Source organism: Mycobacterium sp. shizuoka-1 (assembly GCF_002723835.1).
GTDB lineage: Bacteria > Actinomycetota > Actinomycetes > Mycobacteriales > Mycobacteriaceae > Mycobacterium.
This window is the reverse complement of sequence record NZ_BEWG01000013.1, coordinates 36,365-56,340: the sequence shown is the minus strand read 5'-3', so window position 1 is coordinate 56,340 and position 19,976 is coordinate 36,365. Positions and strand designations below refer to the sequence as shown.

Annotated in this window: 21 protein-coding genes; 10 read left to right on the top strand and 11 right to left on the bottom strand. The window is 68.8% G+C overall.

Annotated features, from left to right (window positions below):
• Positions 1–17: 17 nt before the first annotated feature.
• The 3 genes from MSZK_RS03335 to MSZK_RS03325 all read right to left on the bottom strand — a co-directional run bounded on the left by MSZK_RS03335 (position 18) and on the right by MSZK_RS03325 (position 4,123).
• The gene (locus MSZK_RS03335; protein WP_099244805.1) at positions 18–401 is read right to left on the bottom strand and encodes a PaaI family thioesterase; all 384 of its coding nucleotides are present in this window, start codon (positions 399–401) and stop codon (positions 18–20) included.
• 32 nt (positions 402–433) lie between these two features.
• Positions 434–2,560, bottom strand: a complete 2,127-nt coding sequence (locus tag MSZK_RS03330; protein WP_099244803.1) for an elongation factor G-like protein EF-G2 — start codon at positions 2,558–2,560, stop codon at positions 434–436.
• An 87-nt stretch (positions 2,561–2,647) separates the two neighbouring features.
• The gene (locus MSZK_RS03325; RefSeq protein ID WP_099244801.1) at positions 2,648–4,123 is read right to left on the bottom strand and encodes an adenylate/guanylate cyclase domain-containing protein; all 1,476 of its coding nucleotides are present in this window, start codon (positions 4,121–4,123) and stop codon (positions 2,648–2,650) included.
• Between the two features lie 96 nt (positions 4,124–4,219).
• Here MSZK_RS03325 and MSZK_RS03320 point away from each other — a divergent pair, with 96 nt between their 5' ends.
• Both MSZK_RS03320 and MSZK_RS03315 read left to right on the top strand, forming a co-directional pair.
• Entirely contained in the window at positions 4,220–5,065 is an 846-nt protein-coding gene (locus MSZK_RS03320) for a TIGR03619 family F420-dependent LLM class oxidoreductase (RefSeq protein ID WP_099244799.1), read from the top strand.
• Between the two features lie 4 nt (positions 5,066–5,069).
• On the top strand, positions 5,070–5,864 hold the full coding sequence (locus MSZK_RS03315; RefSeq protein WP_099244797.1) for an SDR family NAD(P)-dependent oxidoreductase: 795 nt from the start codon (positions 5,070–5,072) through the stop codon (positions 5,862–5,864).
• Here MSZK_RS03315 and MSZK_RS03310 read toward each other — a convergent pair whose 3' ends face one another.
• A complete protein-coding gene (locus MSZK_RS03310; protein WP_099244795.1) occupies positions 5,865–6,542 on the bottom strand; it encodes a DUF1275 family protein in 678 nt (225 codons plus the stop codon). It abuts the gene before it with no gap.
• On the bottom strand, positions 6,539–7,333 hold the full coding sequence (locus MSZK_RS03305) for an SDR family NAD(P)-dependent oxidoreductase (RefSeq protein WP_099244963.1): 795 nt from the start codon (positions 7,331–7,333) through the stop codon (positions 6,539–6,541). The genes MSZK_RS03310 and MSZK_RS03305 overlap by 4 nt, the downstream gene beginning before the upstream one ends.
• Before the next feature lie 76 nt (positions 7,334–7,409).
• Between MSZK_RS03305 and MSZK_RS03300 the strand changes: the two genes are divergently transcribed.
• Both MSZK_RS03300 and MSZK_RS03295 read left to right on the top strand, forming a co-directional pair.
• A complete protein-coding gene (locus MSZK_RS03300) occupies positions 7,410–7,637 on the top strand; it encodes a hypothetical protein (protein WP_099244793.1) in 228 nt (75 codons plus the stop codon).
• Positions 7,634–8,458 carry a mycofactocin-coupled SDR family oxidoreductase gene (locus tag MSZK_RS03295; protein WP_099244791.1) on the top strand — a complete coding sequence of 275 codons (825 nt, stop codon included), beginning with the start codon at positions 7,634–7,636 and terminating at the stop codon, positions 8,456–8,458. Before MSZK_RS03300 ends, MSZK_RS03295 begins: the two co-directional genes overlap by 4 nt.
• Before the next feature lie 33 nt (positions 8,459–8,491).
• Here the strand turns inward: MSZK_RS03295 and MSZK_RS03290 are convergent, their stop codons facing one another.
• Positions 8,492–10,159, bottom strand: coding sequence for an acyl-CoA synthetase (locus tag MSZK_RS03290; protein ID WP_099244789.1), 1,668 nt, complete (start codon positions 10,157–10,159; stop codon positions 8,492–8,494).
• Between the two features lie 217 nt (positions 10,160–10,376).
• Between MSZK_RS03290 and MSZK_RS03285 the strand changes: the two genes are divergently transcribed.
• Complete coding sequence (locus MSZK_RS03285) at positions 10,377–11,090, top strand: TetR/AcrR family transcriptional regulator (RefSeq protein WP_233211099.1); 714 nt, start codon at positions 10,377–10,379, stop codon at positions 11,088–11,090.
• On the top strand, positions 11,083–11,991 hold the full coding sequence (locus MSZK_RS03280) for an LLM class F420-dependent oxidoreductase (protein WP_099244787.1): 909 nt from the start codon (positions 11,083–11,085) through the stop codon (positions 11,989–11,991). The genes MSZK_RS03285 and MSZK_RS03280 overlap by 8 nt, the downstream gene beginning before the upstream one ends.
• Here MSZK_RS03280 and MSZK_RS03275 read toward each other — a convergent pair.
• Together MSZK_RS03275 and MSZK_RS03270 are read right to left on the bottom strand one after the other, a co-directional pair.
• Positions 11,981–13,222: an MCE family protein gene (locus tag MSZK_RS03275; RefSeq protein WP_233211098.1), complete on the bottom strand. Its 1,242-nt coding sequence runs from the start codon at positions 13,220–13,222 to the stop codon at positions 11,981–11,983. The two genes, MSZK_RS03280 and MSZK_RS03275, sit on opposite strands and share 11 nt — an antisense overlap.
• Before the next feature lie 200 nt (positions 13,223–13,422).
• Positions 13,423–14,226, bottom strand: a complete 804-nt coding sequence (locus MSZK_RS03270) for an SGNH/GDSL hydrolase family protein (RefSeq protein ID WP_102869251.1) — start codon at positions 14,224–14,226, stop codon at positions 13,423–13,425.
• Between the two features lie 70 nt (positions 14,227–14,296).
• Between MSZK_RS03270 and MSZK_RS03265 the strand changes: the two genes are divergently transcribed.
• Positions 14,297–14,896, top strand: coding sequence for a TetR/AcrR family transcriptional regulator (locus tag MSZK_RS03265; protein WP_233211097.1), 600 nt, complete (start codon positions 14,297–14,299; stop codon positions 14,894–14,896).
• A 6-nt stretch (positions 14,897–14,902) separates the two neighbouring features.
• Here the strand turns inward: MSZK_RS03265 and MSZK_RS03260 are convergent, their stop codons facing one another.
• Positions 14,903–15,127 carry a hypothetical protein gene (locus MSZK_RS03260; protein ID WP_099244783.1) on the bottom strand — a complete coding sequence of 75 codons (225 nt, stop codon included), beginning with the start codon at positions 15,125–15,127 and terminating at the stop codon, positions 14,903–14,905.
• 143 nt (positions 15,128–15,270) lie between these two features.
• On the opposite strand from MSZK_RS03260, the gene MSZK_RS03255 reads away from it, so the two are divergent.
• Complete coding sequence (locus tag MSZK_RS03255; protein ID WP_099244781.1) at positions 15,271–16,632, top strand: cytochrome P450; 1,362 nt, start codon at positions 15,271–15,273, stop codon at positions 16,630–16,632.
• A 46-nt stretch (positions 16,633–16,678) separates the two neighbouring features.
• On the opposite strand, the gene MSZK_RS03250 is transcribed toward MSZK_RS03255, so the two are convergent.
• On the bottom strand, positions 16,679–17,674 hold the full coding sequence (locus tag MSZK_RS03250) for a VWA domain-containing protein (RefSeq protein WP_233211096.1): 996 nt from the start codon (positions 17,672–17,674) through the stop codon (positions 16,679–16,681).
• 120 nt (positions 17,675–17,794) lie between these two features.
• Between MSZK_RS03250 and MSZK_RS03245 the strand changes: the two genes are divergently transcribed.
• Positions 17,795–18,805: a VWA domain-containing protein gene (locus tag MSZK_RS03245; RefSeq protein ID WP_099244952.1), complete on the top strand. Its 1,011-nt coding sequence runs from the start codon at positions 17,795–17,797 to the stop codon at positions 18,803–18,805.
• A gap of 32 nt (positions 18,806–18,837) precedes the next feature.
• Positions 18,838–19,083, top strand: a complete 246-nt coding sequence (locus MSZK_RS03240) for a hypothetical protein (RefSeq protein ID WP_099244779.1) — start codon at positions 18,838–18,840, stop codon at positions 19,081–19,083.
• Between the two features lies 1 nt (position 19,084).
• On the opposite strand, the gene MSZK_RS03235 is transcribed toward MSZK_RS03240, so the two are convergent.
• Positions 19,085–19,882, bottom strand: coding sequence for a HugZ family protein (locus MSZK_RS03235; protein WP_099244777.1), 798 nt, complete (start codon positions 19,880–19,882; stop codon positions 19,085–19,087).
• Positions 19,883–19,976: the final 94 nt, after the last annotated feature.

The following is a 19,976-nucleotide window of genomic DNA, read 5'->3' as shown; positions in this document are numbered from 1 at the left end:
CCGCAGAGTCGACGTCGTCAGACTGCGGCGAAGTTGATCGTGCTGGTGGCCGCGAGTTCGTTGTCCTCGCCGCGGTGGATGTCGACTTGCACCACCACCGAGCGCTTGCCCGTGCGCAGGATCTTGGCCACGGCTCGGGCCGGTCCCACCTTGATCGGGCGCAGGTAGCGGATGAACAGATCGGTGGTCGCGATACCGAACCCGAACGGGGTTGCCGCCGAGGCCAGTTGCCCCGCCGCGACGTCGGCCATCGTGGCGATCAACCCGCCCTGCAGGCCGCCTGCGGTGTTTCTGGTGCGCTCGTCCACCGGCATCTCCATGACCACGGTGTCATCCGTCGACTCGACAACCCGCAGGCCGAGCTGGTCGAACAACTCCCGAAGCGAGCGCGGTGCAGTCATGGAGAATGACGTTACCGGGTGGCCGCCGGCTCTCAGCCCAGGACCTTCGCGGCGACGGCTTCTGGCATCGCTTCATGACGGGCGAATGAGCGGCGGAACGTCGCGGAGCCGTGGCTGAGGCTGCGCAGGTCGATGACGTAGCGGGTCAGCTCCGCCTGGGGGACCTCGGCTCGGATCACGGTGTGGCTCGCGCGCGCCTGTTCGGTGCCCAGGACCCGACCCCGGCGGCTGGACAGGTCGCCCATCACGGCGCCGACGAGATCGTCGGGCACCTCGATGGTGACCTCGTCGACCGGTTCGAGCAGCGTGATCCGGGTGTTCGCGGCGGCCTCGCGCAACGCCAGCGCGCCGGCCATCTGGAAGGCCATGTCGGAGGAGTCCACACTGTGTGCCTTGCCGTCGACGAGGGTCACCCGGATGTCGACGACCGGATAGCCGGCCTGCACGCCACGCTCCATCTGGGCCCGCACCCCCTTCTCGACGCTCGGGATGAACTGACGGGGTACCGCACCGCCCACGACCTTGTCGACGAACTCGAAGCCGGCACCTTCGGGCAGCGGTTGCACCTCGATGTCGCACACCGCGTACTGGCCGTGTCCGCCGGACTGCTTGACGTGGCGGCCGTGCCCGGTGGCCGATCCACCGAACGTTTCGCGCAGCGGGATGTGCACGTCGACGGTGTCGACGTTGACGCCGTACCGGTTGGCCAGCGCGTCGAGCACCACACCGGAGTGCGCTTCGCCCATGCACCACAACACGATCTGGTGGGTCTGCGGGTTCTGCTCGATGCGCAGCGTCGGGTCTTCGGCGGCCAGCCGTTGCAGGCCGGCCGAGAGCTTGTCCTCGTCGGTCTTGGCGCGAGCCGCGATCGCCACGGGCAGTAGCGGCTCGGGCATCGTCCACGGTTTGAGCAGCAGCGGATCGGCCTTGTCTGACAACGTGTCTCCGGTCTCGGCGCGGGTCAGCCGTCCGATCGCACAGATGTCGCCGGCGACCACCGCCGACGCCGGGCGTTGCTGTTTGCCCAGCGGGAACGACAGGGCGCCCACGCGTTCGTCCTCGTCGTGGTCGGCGTGCGTGTTCGCCTCGAAGAAGGCCGAAAAATGGCCCGACACATGCACTGTCGTGTCGGGCCTGATGGTGCCGGAGAACACCCGGACCAGGCTGACCCTGCCGACGTAGGGATCCGACGTCGTCTTGACCACCTCGGCGAGCAAAGGTCCGTCGGGGTCGCAGGACAGGCCGGTGCGGGCCACGCCGTGCGGGTTGTAGACCTCGGGCAGCACGTGTTCGGGCGGCGACGGGAAGCCGCGGGTGGCGACCTCCAGCAGCTCGTAGGTGCCCACCCCGGTGGCGCTGCACACCGGAATGACCGGGAAGAACGATGCACGGGCGACGGCTTTCTCCAGATCGGCGATCAACGCGGCCTCGTCGATCGCCTCGCCGCCCAGGTAGCGCTCCATCAACGATTCGTCCTCGGATTCCTCGATGATGCCCTCGATCAGGGCGCCACGATGCTCGGCGATCGCTTCGGCATACCCGTCGTCGGGCGGATGGACGGTGCGGGTGCCGTCGCGATAGTCGTACTGCTTGCCGGACAGCAGCCCCACCAGTCCGGCCTCGGTCGGCAGGTACAGCGGCAGCACCTTGTCCCCGAAGGCTTCCTGGGCCGCGCGCAGGGCGGCGCCGTAGCTGGCTCGCGCGTGGTCGAGCTTGGTGATCGCCACCGCGCGGGGCATGCCCACCTCGTCGCACTCGTGCCACAGCGCGCGGGTCGCCTCGTCGATGTCCTCGTTGGCGGCGATCGCGAACAATGCGCATTCGGCAGCGCGCAGACCGGCTCGCAATTCGCCGATGAAATCGGCGTATCCGGGGGTGTCGATCAGGTTGACCTTGACCCCGTCGTGCGGGATGGGCGCGAGCGCCAGACCCACCGAGCGTTGTTGGCGGATGGCGGCCTCGTCGAAATCGCACACCGTGGTGCCGTCGAGCACCGAACCCGGCCGGGACAGCACACCGGCGGACACCAGGAGGCTCTCCACGAGTGTGGTCTTGCCCGCGCCGGACGGGCCGACGAGCACGACGTTGCGGACGGCTGCGGGGCTGTCCGCAGTGGGGACCGACCGGGCGGCCTGGGCAGTGTTCGTCTTGTCGGCCATGGCGTGCCTCCTCGCGCCGGGGCGCGCTGTCTCGATATAGCCACCATCCACCCATTCGCAGCGGGCGCACAAGGGGTACCGCGGAATTCAGGTGGTGGGCGCCGACATCCGGGTCGGTTCGAGCCGACCGCGCAGCACCTCCGAGTCGTACTCGGTCCAGTGCGCGCGTTCGTCAGGATCGGCCCGCAGCAGCGCGACATCCGAGCACAGCGCCCGTGCGACAGTCGTTTTCGCGCGATCGGCCAGCCGCGCTGCCTCGTTGACGGCATCGCCGATCACGGTGTACTCGTAGCGGTGCTCGGCACCGATGTTGCCGGCGAACACCGGCCCGGCGGACACACCGATACCGAAGTCCACCACCGGCAGCCTGCGCAACGCGCGGGTCAGGGCCCGGGCGGTCGCCAGGGCGTCCACCGCGGCCTGCGCGTTGGGAAGCGGCGCGCCGAAGACGGCCAGCACCGCGTCGCCCTGAAACTTGTTGATCAGACCGTGCCGTTCGTCGACAGCGTCGACGACGATCTGGAAGAAGTGGTTGAGCACCTCGGCCACCTGGGCCGGTGAGCGGGTCTGGGCCAGCTGCGTGGAGCCGATCAGGTCGACGAACAGCACGGCGGCCTCGCGGACCTCACCGGTGAGCGCGTCGGCATCGCTGACCGCCCGCAACGCCACGTCCGTCCCGACGTGGCGGCCGAACAGATCGCGCAGCCGGTCGCGCTCGGCCAGCCCGGCCACCATCCGGTTGAAACCGCTTTGCAGGCGCCCGATCTCGGAACGCTCGTAGACGTCCACCCGGGTGGCGATCTGACCGCGCTCGACCTTGGCCATGGCGGCGACGACGTCGTGCACCGGATCGGAGATCGACAGGGCGACGATCGCCATCCCACGCAGGCCGACGAACACCGAGATCACCGACAGCACGATCACCGGGACTTCGACCGAGGCGGTTTTCTCGATGATCCAGCCGTTGGAGCGCATGACCACCACCACGGCGATGCCGATGGTGGGCAGCGCACTGCTCATCAGCCACATCAGCAACAGTCGCGACAGCACGCCCGGCGCGGTGTCGCGGCCGGTGAGGTTGGTGGTTGCCGCGGCGGTGATCGGGCGCATCCGGCGCTGGATGAACAGCAGCGCCGCGCCGGTCGAGGTGGTCACACCCAACACCACGGCGAGCCCGATCAGCCACGCCACCACCGCTCCGCCGTCGGAGTTGATGACGAAGAGCACCGTGCCGCTGACCGCCCAGATGGCCGTGAGCATCGCGGACTGATTGCGCAGGAACCTGCGTACGAACAACCGGTCGGCGGCATCCGGCGGCTCACCGGCGGTGAACCACCGCAGTTTGCGATCGACGACCAGCACCGCGTAGCTGATCGACGCGGCGAATCCCAGCGCCGACAGCACCAGGCAGGCGATCAGGGTGTCGGTCTGGAACACCGTGTCGGCGGCGTCGACGAGGTCGTGGCGCAGCGGCACCACCAGTGCGGTCAACTCGACGGCGGCCAGGATCTGGGCCAGCACGAGTGCGGTGGCGTAGCGAACCTTGAGCCTGCTCGCCGTCATGCCTGGAAACGCTACTGGGACGCGGCAGCAGAATCACGCTCTCTCAAATCGAGAGCAATACTTCCGAGAAGGTCGAACGCTGCGTAACATCGCGCTGTGAAGTTCGGGATTCCGCTCGGTGGCGTGCACCCCGGTCTGTGGCGCGACCTGACGGTGCGGGCCGAAGAGCTGGGCTATGAGTCGGTCTGGCTGCCCGAGCACCTGGTCCTGCCTGCCGCAATGTCGGGCAGCCCGCACCACGGTGACAGCCATCCGCCGATCCCGCCGCAGACGCCGATGTACGACGCGATCGCCTACCTGTCGTACCTGGCCGGCCAGACCCGCACGATCCGGCTGGGTACCTACGTCTACAACATCGGGTTGCGCCACCCGTTCGTCACCGCACGCGCGGCCACCACGCTGGACATCGTGTCGGCCGGCCGCTTCGATTTCGGCGTCGGAGCGAGCTGGCTGCGCGAGGAGTGGGATGCCGCCGGGTTGGACTTCGCCACCCGCGGTGCCCGCGTCGACGAGGCGCTGGCCGTGTGCCGCGCGTTGTGGACCGAGCCGACCGTCGCCCATCACGGCCGTTTCTTCGACTTCGACGCCGTGGCGTTCGAGCCGAAACCGGTTCAGCCCGGGGGGCCGCCGATCCATGTCGGTGGCGACGGCCTGCCCGCGCTGCGCCGGGTGGCGCGGTTCGGGTCGGGGTGGATTCCGATGAACCACACCCTCGACCAGATCCCCGCCTCGCTGCAGACGCTGGCGGCGCTGTGGGCCGAGCACGGCCGCGACGGCAGGCCGCAGGTGACCACATCGGCACCGGCCGAGTCACCCGACGATGTCACGCGGGCCGCCGAGGCCGGCATCGACCGGATGATCGTGATGCCGTGGCGGCGCACCCGCGAGGCTCTCGACGGCATCGCCCGCTTCGCCGACGACGTCCTGACGCGGAGCGGCTAGTCCGGTGGGCATCACGCCGTCGGACATCCTGCTCACCGATCGGGTCGCCGTCGTGACCGGTGGCGGCGCAGGCATCGGCCGCGGCATCGCCGAGGGGCTGGCCCGGTTCGGGGCGAAAGTCGCGATCTGGGAACGTGATCCGCAGGCCTGCGCGGCCGCCACCGGGGTGCTGGGGATTGTCGCCGACGTGCGCGAAGGCGGGCAGGTCGATACCGCGCTGGACCGCACCCGCGCCGAACTCGGCCCGGTGGACATCCTGGTCAACAATGCCGGCGGGGTGTTCGCCTCACCGCTACTCGAGACCACCGAGAACGGCTGGGATGCCTTGTATCAGGCCAATCTTCGCCATGTTCTGCTGTGCACCCAGCGGGTCGCCCGGCAGCTGGTCGACGACGGGCGTGGTGGCAGCGTCATCTCGCTGACGTCGATCGAGGGCGTGCGCGCCGCGCCGGGGTATGCCGCATACGCCGCGGCGAAAGCCGGGGTGATCAACTACACCAGGACGGCCGCCTTCGAACTGGCGCCCCACGGTATCCGGGTCAATGCCATCGCGCCCGATATCACGATCACCGAGGGGTTGCTGGCGCTGTCGCCCAACGGTATTCGTCCCGAGCTCGGCCAGGCCGTTCCGCTGGGCCGTCTCGGTCATATCGACGAGATCGCCGCCGCGGCTGTGTTTCTCGCCTCCGACATGGCCCGCTACATCACCGGCCAAACGCTGCACGTCGACGGCGGAACACAGGCGGCCGGCGGTTGGTACCACGAGCCCGGCGGCGGCGCCCGGTTCGGTCCCGGTTGATCACCTGCGCTCGGCGGCTATCGGATCGGAGTGCAGCAGCACGGCGCCGGTCAGGACACACACCGCGACGAGCCCGATGGTCAGCGGCACGGACACCGTGACCAGCAAGGCGCCCGCGGCCGCGCCCGCCAGCATGCTGGCGATCGAGGCGAACCGGCGCACCGGCTTGGCGCCGGGTCCGCCGGCGATCCGGCTGTCGGCCGCCAGCCCGGTGACCGTCAGCGTCAACACGGTGGTGGTCAGGTCGGGGACCGCCAGGCGGCGCGCGGTGCTGTTCTGCAGCCCGAACGCGAAGGCCAGCGCCGCGACCACGGCCGGCCGGCCCAGTGCCGCGATGCCGAACACCGCCCCGGCCACCGCGACGGCTCCCAACAGTAGGGCTTGGGCCAGCAATACCGACATCGGCCAGCCGCGCGATCCGGCCAGGCGGTGACCGACCGCTCCGCCGGCCAACGCCCCCAGCAGGAATGCGGCCAGCGCGATCAGCGCCAGGGCCGCCGACAGCCCGGAGTGCGGATTCGCCGCGAAACCGAGGAAGACCACGTTGCCGGTCATGTTCGCAACGAACACATGACCGAGCCCCAGATAGGACACCGCGTCCACCAGGCCGGTGCCGCCGGTGAGAATCAGCAGGCCGGCGATCGCGGCCGCCGAGGTCCGCGGCGCGGTGGTCGTCACGGCAGGATCGCGTCGACGTAGCCGCCATCGACCCGCAGCGCGCCGCCGGTGGTGGCCGACGCCAGCGCGGAACTCAGGTACACCACCATGTTCGCGATCTCCTCGGGTTCGATCAGCCGCTGCAGCAGCGACTGCGGCCGGTGCTCGATCATGAACTGCCGCTGGGCCTGATCCCACGGCAGGTGCTTGTCGACGAGTTGGTAGACGAAGTCCTCGACGCCTTCGGTATGCGTCGGCCCGGCGATCACCGAGTTCACCGTCACCCCCGAGCCCGAGGCAGCCTTGGCAAAGCCTCGGGTCACCGCCAACAATGCGGTCTTGGACATGCCGTAGTGGATCATCTCCACCGGCGTCACCACCGCGGAGTCGCTGGCGATGTTGAGGATTCGGCCCCACGACGCCTCGATCATGCCCGGCAGATAGTGGCGGGTCAGCCGCGCCGCGGTGAGCACGTTCACGTCGAAGTACCGCCGCCAGGTTTCGTCGTCGATGTCGAGGGCGGGCACCGCTTCGAAGATCCCGAGATTGTTGACCAGGATGTCGAGATCGGGAAGCTGGGTCAGGAGCGCGGCCACCCCGTCGTCGGTGGTGACGTCGGCAGGCATCGCGACCAGGTCGGCACCACCGGTCGCCGCCGTCACGGTGTCGATCGCCCGCTGCACCGAGGCCGCGGAGCGCCCGTTGATCGCGACTCGTGCGCCCGCAGTGGCCAGTCCCGTGGCGATCGCAAGCCCGATGCCTTGGGTGGAGCCGGTCACCAAGGCCGTCTTTCCGCTGAGGTCGATGTGCATACCGTGCAGAAGCGGTATGAGCGGTTGCCGCATTCCCGACCATCCACCGAGGGGGCGAACGTATGGTGGGCCCGTGATGCGTGAGGTGGCGATCATCGGGGCGGGACCAGGTGGTCTCACCGTCGCACATCTGCTGCAGAGCGGTATCGACGACTTCGTCAACTCGCAAGGAGACACCGTGTACCACCGGCCGGAAACCATCTTCGCCGCTTGGCGATTCAGTCGAACCTCAGCGCTGGACGATTACGGGTACTCGACCCGGCGGGCGCAGCCGGCCGACGAGACCGCAGCGAGTATCGCGTGAGCGCGGAGCGCCCGCTGGAGGGCAAGGTTGCCTATGTGACCGGCGGCGCCCGGGGCCAGGGCCGCGCGCACTGCGTCCGGTTGGCCCGCGCCGGCGCCGATATCGTCACCATCGACGCCTGTGGGCCGGTGGGCAATCACATCGGGTACGCGCCGTCGACCCCGGAGGACCTCGCTGACACCGTGCGCCTGGTGGAGGACGAAGGCGTCAAGATCAGCGCCGAGCGGATCAATGTGCGTGACCACGACGGGCAGAAGCGGGTAATCGCCTCTGCCATCGAGCAATTCGGCCGACTCGACGTCGTCGTGGCCAATGCCGGGGTGATGAGCTGGGGGCGGGCCTGGGAGATCCCGGCCGAGCAGTGGCAGGAGATCATCGACATCAACCTGACCGGGTTCTTCAATACCGTCCAGGCCTGCGTCCCGGCGATGATCGAAGCGGGTAACGGCGGGTCGATCATCGCGATCAGTTCGTCGGCCGGTATCAAAGCCGTTCCCGGGGCCGGGCATTACTGCGCCAGCAAATTCGGCGTGGTGGGACTGGCGAATTCGCTCGCACTCGAGGTGGGTGAGTACGGCATCCGGGTGAACTCGGTGCACACCTACGGGGTCGACACCGCCCTGGGCAACGACTTGTCGATGTACTCGACATTCGAGAAGCACCCGCACTACGTCTACAGCTTCTCGCCGGGTGCGCTGCCCACCGAGTCGCTGATCGCGCCGAATCAGGTCAGCGAGGTCGTGCTGTTCCTCGCCAGCGATGCGTCGGCACTGCTGACCGCCGCGCAGATCCCGGCGGACAAGGGCTACATGAAGGTCTAGCGCCCGGCGGGCAACAGCGAAGCGACTCGGGAGCTAGCCTTGCCCGCCAAGGCTTTCCACCGCGAGCTCCTTGGCCCAGCGGTAGTCGGCCTTGCCCGCGGGTGACCGCAGCACCTTCTCGGTCCGGATGAACGCCTTGGGCAGTTTGTAGTGCGCGATGTGCTCGCGGCAGGCTTCGGCCAGTTCCTCATCGGTGGCGCTCTGTCCGTCGGCGAACTGCACGATCGCCACGACTTCGCTGCCCCACCGCTCGGATGGCCGCCCGGCCACGACCACGTCGTACACCGCCGGATGGCTGGCGACGGCGCGCTCGACCTCCTCGGCGAAGATCTTCTCCCCGCCGGAGTTGATGGTCACCGAGTCCCGGCCGAGCAGCTCGATCTGGCCGTCGGCCAGGAACCGGGCCCGGTCGCCGGGCACCGACCAGCGGACGCCGTCGATGGTCGGGAAGGTGCGCGCGGACTTCTCGGCGTCGCCGAGGTAGCCCAGCGGTACGTAGGCCCGCCGGGCCAGCCAGCCCTCGCCGTCCCCGGGCTGCAGGACCCGGCTGAAATCGGCCGAGATGATCGCGGTGTCGTGCTGAGGAGTGAAGGTGGCGGCTTTCTGCTCGACCCCCTTGGCCGCCATCGTCGTCATCTGCATGCCGGTCTCGGACGCGCCGACGGCGTCGAGCACCATCAGGTTGGGCAACGCGGCCAGCAATCGCTCACGCACGGTGGGGGACAGCGGTGCCCCGCCGTTGGTGATGGTGACCAATCCGGACAGGTCGTACTTGCCGGTCTCGATCTCGTCGAGCAGCGGGCGGGCGATCGCGTCGCCGACCACCGGAATGCTCAGCACCCGTTCGCGTTCGGCCAGCCGCATCACAGCCGGCGCGTTGAGCCGGTCGACGTCGTCGGGCAGCACCATCCAGCCGCCCGTGCTGAACATGTTGAACGCGGCCCACTGCGCGGCGCCGTGCATCAGCGGCGGGATCATCAGGATCGACCGGAAGCCGGCGTTGGTGCGAGCCTGCTCGGCGAGGTCGGCGTAGGACTCAAGGGATTTGTCCGAGCCGAACGGGCGGCCACCCATCGCGGACATGAAGATGTCGTGCTGGCGCCACAGCACACCCTTGGGCATGCCGGTGGTCCCGCCGGTGTAGAGGATGTACAGGTCGTCGCCGCTCGGCGTGGGCATGCCGCCGGCGGGAGCGGGGGTGTTGACGATCGACTCGTAGTCGACCGCACCGGGCAGCAGCTCGTTGCCGCTGGCGTCGGCCACCTGGATCAGCACCCGCAGCTCGGGCAGCCGATCGCGGATCGAGGCGACGTGCGGGGCGAATTCGGCGCCGTACACCAGCGCCTTGGCCTTCGAGTCGTTGAGTAGGTAGAGCAGTTCTTCGGCGACGTAGCGGTAGTTGACGTTGAACGGTGCGACCCGGGCCCGATACCCGGCGACCATCGCTTCCAGGTATTGGTTGCCGTTGCGCAGATACAGCCCGATGTGGTCCTGGCCGGACTGGTGCGGGGCCAGCTGGTCACGCTCGGTGTGGCAGCCCAGGCCCTGGGCGGTCAGGTAGTGCGCGACCCCGTCGATGCGGGCGTCGAGCTGTGCGTACGTCCAGCGATGGTCCCGCCAGATCAGCGCCTCATGATCCGGCAGGGTCTGCGCGACGGTGTGGAACACCGACGAGAGGTCGAAGCTGACGTCGCTGCTCATTGGCGCTCCTCCGCATGGCCCAGACTAGAACGCGTTCTAGTCTGCCACGCGCACGCGTGGCGGCCGGCGAGGTCTCGCCGCGCGAGACGCACGGCGGTCACGGTGCCCGGGCGGCGGCCACCAATCCGTTTGCCGGAGCGAGCTTCTCGGCCGCACGCGCCTGGCTCCCGAACCGTAAACGGTGGTGGTCCTCCACTTCTGCGGGTACGCTGAGGTGGTGATTTCTGGCGCACAACGGAGTGCGGAGCCGGTCAGGCCGTTGCGCGCCGACGCCGAACGCAATCGCGAACGGATCGTGAGCGCTGCCGCCCGGCTGTTTGCCGAGCACGGCCTGTCGGTGCCACTGGAAGATGTCGCGCGCAGCGCCGGTGTGGGGGTGGCGACCCTGTACCGCCGGTTCCCCACCCGTACCGACCTGGCCATCGCGGCCTTCGAACGCAACATGACCGCCTACGAGGACGCCGTCGGCAAGGCCCTGAACAATCCGCGGGCCTGGGACGGTTTCCGCGACCTGGTCTTCGAGCTGTGCGCGCTGCAGGCCTCCGATCCGGGACTGCGGGCCCTGCTCAGCACCGCGTTCCCGGCGAGCTCGGCGATCGAGCAGCGCGCCGCCGACGCCGTGGACAAGGTCGGGCAGGTCATCGCCAACGCGCAACGAGAAGGACGGCTGCGCCCGGATGTCGGGGTGGGCGATCTCGTGGTGACCTTGTTGGCCAACGCCGGTGTGCTCGAGGCCACCCGCGAACACGCGCCCGATGCCTGGCGCAGGTTCGCTGCGCTGATGGTCGACTCATTCCGGGTCGGACCGCACGGAGCACTCCCGCCACCCACCCCCGCCGAAGAACTCCGTTGTTCGATCGCCATGCTGACGGGTGACACCTTGCGCATCGAATCCCTACCGACAACCGAACCAGGAGTGACCCGTGACTGATCGCCCGACCATCGACTTTCCGTCCCGCATCGGAGTGTGGTGGGCCAGCGAGAGCTGGGCGATGCCCGCGGCCGTGGACGTGGCGCAGGAAATCGAAGCGCTCGGTTACGGCTCGTTGTTCATCCCCGAGGTCGGCCTCAAGGACGCCATGGTGCAGTCCGCAGTGTTCCTGGGCGGGACCCGCCGGCTGGTCGTGGGCACCGGCATCGCCAACATCCACGCCCGGTTGGCCACCATCGCCGAAGGCGGCGGGCGCAGCCTCACCGCGAGCTACCCGGGCCGGTTCGTCCTCGGTCTCGGCGTCAGCCACGGTCCGCTGGTGGAGAACATGCTCGGCGGCACCTACGCCAAACCGCTGGCCACCATGCGCGACTACCTGGACCGGATGGCCGGGCTTCCCGAATTCGTCGAGCCGGGCTCGGGGCGCCCGACCCGTCTGCTGGCGGCCCTGGGCCCCAAGATGATCGAGCTGTCGGGCACGCACGCCGACGGGGCGCACCCGTATCTGGTGCTGCCCGAGCAGACCGCGACCACCCGAGACATCCTCGGTCCGGACAAGTGGGTGGTCTCCGAGCAGGCCGTCGTCGTCGGTGAGAGCGCCGAGGAGCAGCTGCGCCGCGCCCACCTGCACCTGGAGATCTATTCGGGCCTGCCGAACTATCGGAATTCCTGGCTGCGGCAGGGTTTCGACGAATCGGACCTGGTGCGCGGCGGCTCCGACCGGTTGGCTCGCCGCATCGTGGGACTAGGGTCGGTCGACCAAGCCGCCGCCTCGGTGCGCGCACACCTGGACGCCGGTGCCGACCATGTGGTGGTGCAGGTGCTCGGCGACGGCGATCCGACCTGGGATCCGCGCCCGGCCCTGCGGGAGCTGGCCGCGGCGTTCGACCTCAGGGGTTGATGGTGTTCTCGCCGACCTGACGTCCCCACACGTATTCGGTGAGGATCGGCTGGCCGAGCTCAAAGTGGTTGTACGGCGCTAGCGAGGCCCCGTAGTCGGCGACCAGGAACGGTGCCGGCCAGAAGTCGCGGGTCACCGGCTGCCAGCAGCCAGGCGCACCGCCGGGGCCACCCCTGGCGTTCACCCGGGGCAGGTTGTCGGGATACACATACGGGTTCGGCGCGCCGGTCAGTCCGATGTGGAAGTCGATCGAATACCCGTTGCCTCCGGCGCTGTCCTTCGCGTTGGAGGTCGCGTAGTTACGGACCGTGCACAGGATCTCGGGGCTGTAGGTGTCGAGCAGTGTGGCGGTGGGGATCAGGTCGGCCTGGCCGCGCACGTAGTAGGGGCCGCCGCGTTCGAAGATGTCGGCGCCGGTGTTGCCGAAGCCCGTCGACGCCAACAGGGCGGCATCGAGATCCTTCTGCTGGTCGTTGAGCGTGCGGGCGGTGGTGACCGCGTGGTCGAGGAAGTCCCACAGGTCCGGGCTGGCCTTGGTGTAGACGTCGGCCAGTTTGGACAGCTGCTGGATGTTGCTGCGGATCTGGGGCATCTGCGGGTTGATGTCGTCGAGCACGGCGTTGCCGTTGACGATCGACTGCCCGAACTTGGTGCCCAGCCCGTCGAGCGCCTCGGCGGCCGCGCTCAGGGTCAGGTTCAGCTTGACCGGGTCGACCTTCTCCGAGATTGAGATCAACGTCTCGAACAAGGTGTTGAACTCGGTCGTCACGTGGGACACGTCGATGACGTCACTGCTGGAGATGCGCTGTTTGACCGGATTCGGCGGGCTGCGGAACGACACGTACTTGTTGCCGAAGACGGTGCTGGCCTTGACCTCGGCGATCGCGTTGGCCGGGATCAGTGCGATGTATTTGGGGTCGACGTCCAGCGAGAGCTTGGCCTGGGTGGTGCCGTCGCGTTCGACCGGGTCGACGCCGGTCACCCGGCCGATCTGCACCCCGTTGTAGGTCACCTTGGACCCGGGGTCCATCACCAGGCCGGCGCGCTGGGAGATCAGCGTCAGCTGGGTCTTCGGGGTGAAATCGCCGCGGAACTGCATGAAGATCGCCACGACGGCGATGGTCAGCACCACGATGGTCACCACGAACGCGGTCTTGATGGGTGGCGAGTACTGCCAGTGCCGGGACCGCGTCTCGAACCACCCGGGCGACCCGTCGGCGCGGTCACTCATCAGGTCCGCCTAACATCACGGGTCCCCCCAACCGACAACAGTTTCGTGGTGCCACTATCCCACGCAGGTCGGGGCCGTCGGCGATTTCAGACCAATCGATATCAGTGACGAACCCCGGCAGGCCGGCGTCACGTGACGTGGGTCACGCCGGCGCGATGAATCCGCAGGTAAACCGCTGAATGTCACCGCTCCGAATGCGCTCAGGCGGTCTGGTGGGCGGTCCGGACCCGCTGTGAAACCGGCTGTAGGTGACCGCATTTCGGAACCCGACCGTCGCCGGACGATCGGCCGCGGGCGTGGCGCCACAGCCATGGGATCAGCAGACCCCGGGTCCACTGGGCTTGGGCGTACATCCGTTCGGCGAAGCTGTCCTGGATCTCCTCGCCGCTGGGCCTGGCCCAATCATGGTTGCTGCCGGGCAGTTTCAGCGCTTCGGCGGCGGCCTCGGCGAACAGGATGTGACCCCGGGTCGAGGCGTGCATGCGGTCGTGGCTCCAGATCGAGGGCTCGTTCATCGATTCCGCGTTGTAGAGGTCGACCAGACCGAATCCGTGCCGGGTCGCCGCGCCCCGGATGACGGCGTTGACCTGCTGGATGCGCGACCCGATCAGCCGGCCCACCGGCAGCATCTTGGCGACATCCGGGAACAGGGTCGTCACCACGGTCGCCCCGGAATCCGCGAGCTGCCGGTAGACGTCCTCGAGGTCGGCCATCGCGGCGGTGAACGTGCGACCCGGCCGCGTCACGTCGTTCATCCCGACGCAGACCGTGACCAGATCGGGATCCATCGCGAGGGCTTGCGGCAGTTGGTCATTGAGCACATCGACCACGCGCTTACCCCGAATCGCGAGGTTGGCGTAGAGCAACCCGGGGTAGCGAGCGTCCAGCAGGGCCGCGAGCCGATCGGCGAACCCGATCACCCCGCTGGTGTCGTCGCCGTCCCACAAGCCTTCGGTCTGGCTGTCGCCGATCGCGACATACCGGGAGAAACCGATGTCCGACATGATCTTCGACTGTAGTGCCCGGTACGGCAGTACGATCGGCTCGCGAAGGGGAAGGTGGGGTGTACAAACGGTGAAGTCGCCCGCCGACCGCCTCGTGCCCGATCCGCGCCAGCGACTCATCGACGCGCTCGCCGCCTCGATCACCGACGTCGGCTATTCGGCCACCACGGTCGCCGACATCGTCCGCCGCGCGCGAACCTCGCGGCGCACCTTCTACGAGAACTTCACCGACCGCGAGGCCTGTCTGGTCGCGCTGCTGACCGAAACCAATCGCCGCGCCGTCGAGACCATCTCGGCGGCGGTCGACCCGCGGCGTCCCTGGGAGGAGCAGATCAGGCAGGCGGTGCAGGCGTGGGTGGCCAACGCGGAGTCGCAGCCTGCGGTGATGCTGAGCTGGATCCGTGACGTGCCGGCGTTGGGGATGGCCGCCCGCGAGCTGCAGCGCGAGGTGACGGAATCGTTCATCACGATGGTGCGGACGCTGTCCGACACCGAGGAACTGCGGACCGCCGGGATCCCCCCGGTGTCGCGTCAGCGGGCACTCATGCTGATCGGCGGCCTGCGGGAGCTGACCGCGGTGACCGTCGAGAGCGGCGGCCGGATGAGCGACGTCACCGACGAGGCGGTGGACGCCGCGGTCGCGTTGCTCGGGCCGTCGCGCCGGGGCTGAGCCGGGTTACTTCTTGAGCCAGCTGCGGACTTTGGCCAGATCCCGGGTGTAGAGCTCGTACATCTCGTTGTCGAAGAACGAGGCGCCGCTGATCACGTCGGTGCCCTGCCAGATGACCCGGACCCGGTAGCGGTCGCGGAGGAACACGTCGACGCGGCCGCTTTCCCGGCGCTGCCACCCGCGCTCCTCGCCGGCCTCGGAAAGGGCCTGCCGCTCGTCGGTGCCAGACATCAGTGACCACTCCTCTTGGTGTCGGGATGACACCCTGGGGGCCAGGGTACTGCGGCGGCGCCGCCCGCATGGCGTTGTGCCGGTCGGTACATCGGCGTACCGTGGCCGGTACAGCGACGTACCGATGCGAAGGGACCAGCACGATGGCGCAGGCGACGAGCGATCCGGTCCGACTGCCAGCGGGCCCGCGGACACCCAAGCTGATCCAGGGCGTCAGGTTCGTGCGCTCCCGGCGGGCGGCGGTCGGCGAACTCACTGCGCGGTACGGGCCTGCGGTCACCCTGAATCTGCCGATCTTCGGCAGGGCTGTGCTGATCAGCGACCCCGTCTTGGTCAAAGACCTGTTCACCACGGGCAGCGACCTGGTGGGCCGGGCGACCAATCTGGGGGAGGTGCTCGGCCCAGGCTCCACCTTCAGCCTGGACGGCGACGAGCATCGCGAACGGCGCAAACTGTTGGTCCCGCCCTTTCACGGCAAGCGCATGCACAGCTATGAGGCAATCGTCGAAGAAGAGGTGCTGCGTGAGGTTGCCGGCTGGCCCGAGGGTGTGGAGTTCGAGACACTGCCGTCGATGATGCGCATCACGCTCAACGCGATCCTGCGCACAGTCTTCGGTGCCGAGGGCGCGGCATTCGACGAGCTGCGCGAGCAGCTGCCCAAGGCAGTGGTGGTGGGATCCCGCCTCGCGGTGCTGCCGAAGTTCTTCCGCCGCGACTTCGGCCCGCGCAGCCCCGGCGGCGCGATGCGGCGCTACCGGCGCCGCTACGACGAGATCGTCGACTCCCTGATCGCCGACGCACGCAACGACCCGGGGTTCGAGCACCGCGCCGACGTGTTGTCGCTGATGCTGCGAGCGCGCTACGAAGACGGCTCCGCGATCCCCGATCGACACATCGCCGACGAGCTGCTCACCCTGCTGACCGCTGGTCACGAAACCACGGCGACCACCCTTGCGTGGCTGGTGGAACGCGTCCGCAGGCACCCGCAGCTGCTGAACCGGCTCACCGACGAAGTCGACGCCGGCGGCACCGAGCTCCAGCAGGCGACGATCTGGGAGGTGCAGCGCACACGACCCGTCATCGACGGCACCTCCCGGCTGACCCTGCAACGAATGCGGCTCGGGGAGTGGGTGATTCCGGAGCGACACGTGGTGATCGCCAGCATAGCCGCGGCGCACGCGCGCAGCGACCGGTTCGACGATCCGGCGACCTTCGACCCGGACCGGTTCGTCGGAAAGCCACCGGACGCCTATGCCTGGATCCCGTTCGGCGGCGGCATCCGACGCTGCATCGGTGCCGCGTTCGCGAACATGGAGATGACTGTGACACTGCGAACAATGCTGCGCGAGTTCACCTTTGAACCGAGCAGCGCGCCAGGCGAGGCCTACCACTCGCGGGGGATCGCCAACGCGCCCGGCGACGGTGGACTGGCCGTCGTGCATCGGCGTGCGACGTCGATCCCGGTGGTCGACACCGCCCGCGACGCGCGCGCGCCGGTGTCCTGATCGCGCACCGTCGACTGGGCGGTTGCTGGGAATCTGGTGGGAATAGTCAGGCGGGAAGCCGGCGATTGACCAGGATTCCGGCACCGATCGACAATGCCAGGGCGACCGCACCCAGGGTCACCCAGCCGTCGCTCGCGTCGCCGCGCACCACCTGGTAGCCGATCTGCTGATCCAGGGTGGAGTAGACCCCGTTCAGTTCGCCGAGGCTTTCGGCCCGAAAGGCCTGTCCGCCGCTGAGATCGGCGATCCTGGCCAGCGACGCGTCGTCGGTGGGCACCGGGATCGACTGCCCGTCGACGTCGACGATTCCGTCCGGCGTGCCGAACGAGATCGTCGATATCGGCACGCCCTGGTCCTTGGCCGCCCGCGCCGCGGTGAACGCGCCGCGCGGGGAGTCCAGGTCGGGCGGCACGGTCTCCTTGCCGTCGGATTCCAGCACGATCCGCGCCGGCGGTGGCCCGTCGCCACCGCCCATCACCGCGCCGGTGGTGGCGATCGCCTGCAGCGCGGTGAAAATACCTTCTCCGGTCGCGGTACGCGGTTCGGGCACAAGCTTGTCGATCGCCTGCTTGACCTGGTCGCGGTCGATCGTCGGCGCCACCAACAGCGTTGCGCCGGAGGAGAATTTGACCAAACCCAGGTTGATCCCCGGCGTGAGCAGGTCGGCGAAGTGCTTGCCCGCATCGCGGGCGGCCTCGATCCGGCTCGGTGCCACGTCGGTGGCGGCCATCGACTCCGACACGTCGATCACCAACATGACGACAGCGCGATTGCGGGGGATGCGCACGTCGTGGGTCGGGCCGGCCATCGCTGTCGTCAACAACGCCAGCGCCGCCACCAGCAGGGCCGCGGGAAGGTGTCGCCATCGCCGTGATTTCTGGCCCGCGGCAACCTGTTCCAGCACTGCCATGTTGGCGAATCGCAGCACGCGCCGGGTCCGCACCCGCTGCACCAGTACGTAGACCACCACGGCCACGGCGATGATCACCAGATAGAGGAACAACCACGGGGTGGTGAAACCCGACAGTGACAGCGAACTCACAGGACGTGGCACCACCTCTCAACTTCGGCCGGTACAACGGAGAGGCTAACCACTGATTCTGAGGACTTGCCCTGAGCCCGAGGACTGGCCGAGAGTGACGACAGGAATGAGTCGAGCGTGGTGACGGTGCCCGGCATCGGGTCGTTGACGCTGGCCGGTCTGGCACATCCGGTGCTGCTGGTGTTCGCGGTGGTCCCGGTCGCACTGTTGGCGCTCTACACCGTCGTACAGGTCCAGCGACGTCGGCGGCTGAGGCGGTTCGTTGCCCCCGCGGCGCTGGCCCGGCTCAACCCGAAGCGGCCACATCGCCTGCGGCACTTACCTATCGCCCTGGCAGCCACCGCACTGCTGGCGCTGGTCTTCGCGCTGGCCGGCCCGACCCACCAGGTGCGCATTCCCCGCAATCGCGCGGTCGTGATGCTGGTGATCGATGTCTCGCCGTCCATGCAAGCCAAAGATGTTGCGCCGAACCGGCTTCGGGCAGCCCAGGATGCGGCCCGCACGTTCGCCCAGCAGTTGACGCCGGGAGTGAACCTGGGACTGGTGTCCTTCGGGGGCAACGTCAATCTGCTCGTGTCGCCGACGCCGGACCACGGCGCCACCGTCGCCGCGCTGGACAAACTGCAGCCGGACAACTCCACTGCCACCGGGGAGGCGCTCTTCACGGCGCTGGAGTCCATCCAGACCGTCTCCACCGTCCTCACCGCCGGGGACGCGACGCCACCACCGGCACGCATCGTGCTGCTGTCCGACGGCGGCGAGAACAAGCCGGCCAACCCCGACAACCCCCGCGGCGCGTTCACCGCTGCCCGAGCCGCCAAGGACCAAGGCGTGCCGGTCTCGACGATCACCTTCGGCACCCGCGCTGGGGTGGTCACCCTCAAGGACGAATCGATCCCGGTGCCGTCCGACGGCACCCAGATGAAGCGGATCGCCGAATTGTCCGGGGGACAGACCTACACCGCGACCACCGTCGACGAGCTCAACCGAAGCTACGCCTCGGTGCTGCAGCAGGTCGGCTACCAGACGACCAGCGCCCCGGGCGGCACCGGCTGGCTGCGCCTTGCCGTGCTGTTGGCGACGATCGCGACCTTCCTGGCCCTGGCGGTCAACCGGAACCTCCCCGCATGATGGGTACGACCCGACTGCGCAGGAGGCTCCCGATGATCACCGCCGACCACGTCCGCCGACTCCTCGGCGGCCAGCCCGACACGGTCCTGATCCTCATCGAGGGACGCATCGACGTCGTCGACCCGGCGGCGTTGGACACCGACGAGTATCGCGGGGCGCTTGCGGTCATCACTCGTGCCGAGCTGGTCGAGCAGGCCGGTGGCGAGCAGCTCTCGGATCGTGAAGTGCTCGAGCAGGCTGCCGCCCTCGATATGGCGATCGCCGAACTGGGCGGTTAGTTCACCGACGGGCGCGGGCAATCAGATCGACTGCGGCCGTGCGCAATTCGTCTGCCGAGGACAGCGATGTGCCGAACCCGACCCGGGTGTAGCCGACCCCGCGCGGAGTCTGCACCCGAAGATCGAGCCCGTAGCGGTCGATGCCGGTGCACACCGCGGTCGTGGTGTCGGGGTAGCCACCCAATGCGCGCGCCATTTCCACCAGGGCCTCGGCGTGGTCGGCGTTGAGGTGGGCCAGTGCGCCCGCGGCGTCCGGGCGGACCGGATCCGGTGCGGCCGCCGCGTAGTCGGCCGCGGTCGCCGAATCCATTCGGCCGTAGCCACCGACCCAGCGCACCCGGTGCACGCGCAGCACCCACAGGGTGAAGTCGGAGTAGTCCACGTAGTACTTCGCGGCGGGAACCGCCGCCAGGTGTGCCGCACGCGCGGCGGCCACGTCGTCTCCGGTCGGGCGTTCGGCGACACCGGCCAGCGTGATGCGGCCGCTGGCCAGCGGGTCGGATTCCGTGGTGGGCGCGACGACAGCCAGGCTGGCCCGGGGATCGGCGAGCAGGTTGCGGCCGTGCTCGGCCATGTTCGAGACACACAGCACCGGTGCGCCGCCGAGCAGACCGTAGGTGACGAAGGACGCCCACGGATCGCCTGCGGTGGTCAGGGTGGCCAGTGTCGCGGTGTTGGTCGACGCGGCGATGCTGCGCGCCTCTTCGGCCGCCGAGGGGCGGGTCGAGTCGGCGACGTCGGTCAGCGGCGGCGGAACCGACGGTGCGTCGCCCGGGTCGCCATGATCGCGAAGAACCACCCCAGGACGATACCCCGGCCGAGATCGCAAGCGACGTCGCCGAACCCGCGCAAGGGGTCGAAATCGTGGCGAACCGGGCGGTACTGTCGCTGCA

What these genes read in the sequence shown, in the direction of transcription:
- MSZK_RS03240 (WP_099244779.1), top strand. Translation starts at nt 18,838, where the DNA reads ATGATCACCGCCGACCACGTCCGCCGACTCCTCGGCGGCCAGCCCGAC.
- MSZK_RS03335 (WP_099244805.1), bottom strand. Translation starts at nt 401, where the DNA reads ATGACTGCACCGCGCTCGCTTCGGGAGTTGTTCGACCAGCTCGGCCTG.
- MSZK_RS03255 (WP_099244781.1), top strand. Translation starts at nt 15,271, where the DNA reads ATGGCGCAGGCGACGAGCGATCCGGTCCGACTGCCAGCGGGCCCGCGG.
- MSZK_RS03275 (WP_233211098.1), bottom strand. Translation starts at nt 13,222, where the DNA reads ATGAGTGACCGCGCCGACGGGTCGCCCGGGTGGTTCGAGACGCGGTCC.
- MSZK_RS03325 (WP_099244801.1), bottom strand. Translation starts at nt 4,123, where the DNA reads ATGACGGCGAGCAGGCTCAAGGTTCGCTACGCCACCGCACTCGTGCTG.
- MSZK_RS03305 (WP_099244963.1), bottom strand. Translation starts at nt 7,333, where the DNA reads ATGCACATCGACCTCAGCGGAAAGACGGCCTTGGTGACCGGCTCCACC.
- MSZK_RS03290 (WP_099244789.1), bottom strand. Translation starts at nt 10,159, where the DNA reads ATGAGCAGCGACGTCAGCTTCGACCTCTCGTCGGTGTTCCACACCGTC.
- MSZK_RS03270 (WP_102869251.1), bottom strand. Translation starts at nt 14,226, where the DNA reads ATGTCGGACATCGGTTTCTCCCGGTATGTCGCGATCGGCGACAGCCAG.
- MSZK_RS03300 (WP_099244793.1), top strand. Translation starts at nt 7,410, where the DNA reads ATGCGTGAGGTGGCGATCATCGGGGCGGGACCAGGTGGTCTCACCGTC.
- MSZK_RS03260 (WP_099244783.1), bottom strand. Translation starts at nt 15,127, where the DNA reads ATGTCTGGCACCGACGAGCGGCAGGCCCTTTCCGAGGCCGGCGAGGAG.
- MSZK_RS03330 (WP_099244803.1), bottom strand. Translation starts at nt 2,560, where the DNA reads ATGGCCGACAAGACGAACACTGCCCAGGCCGCCCGGTCGGTCCCCACT.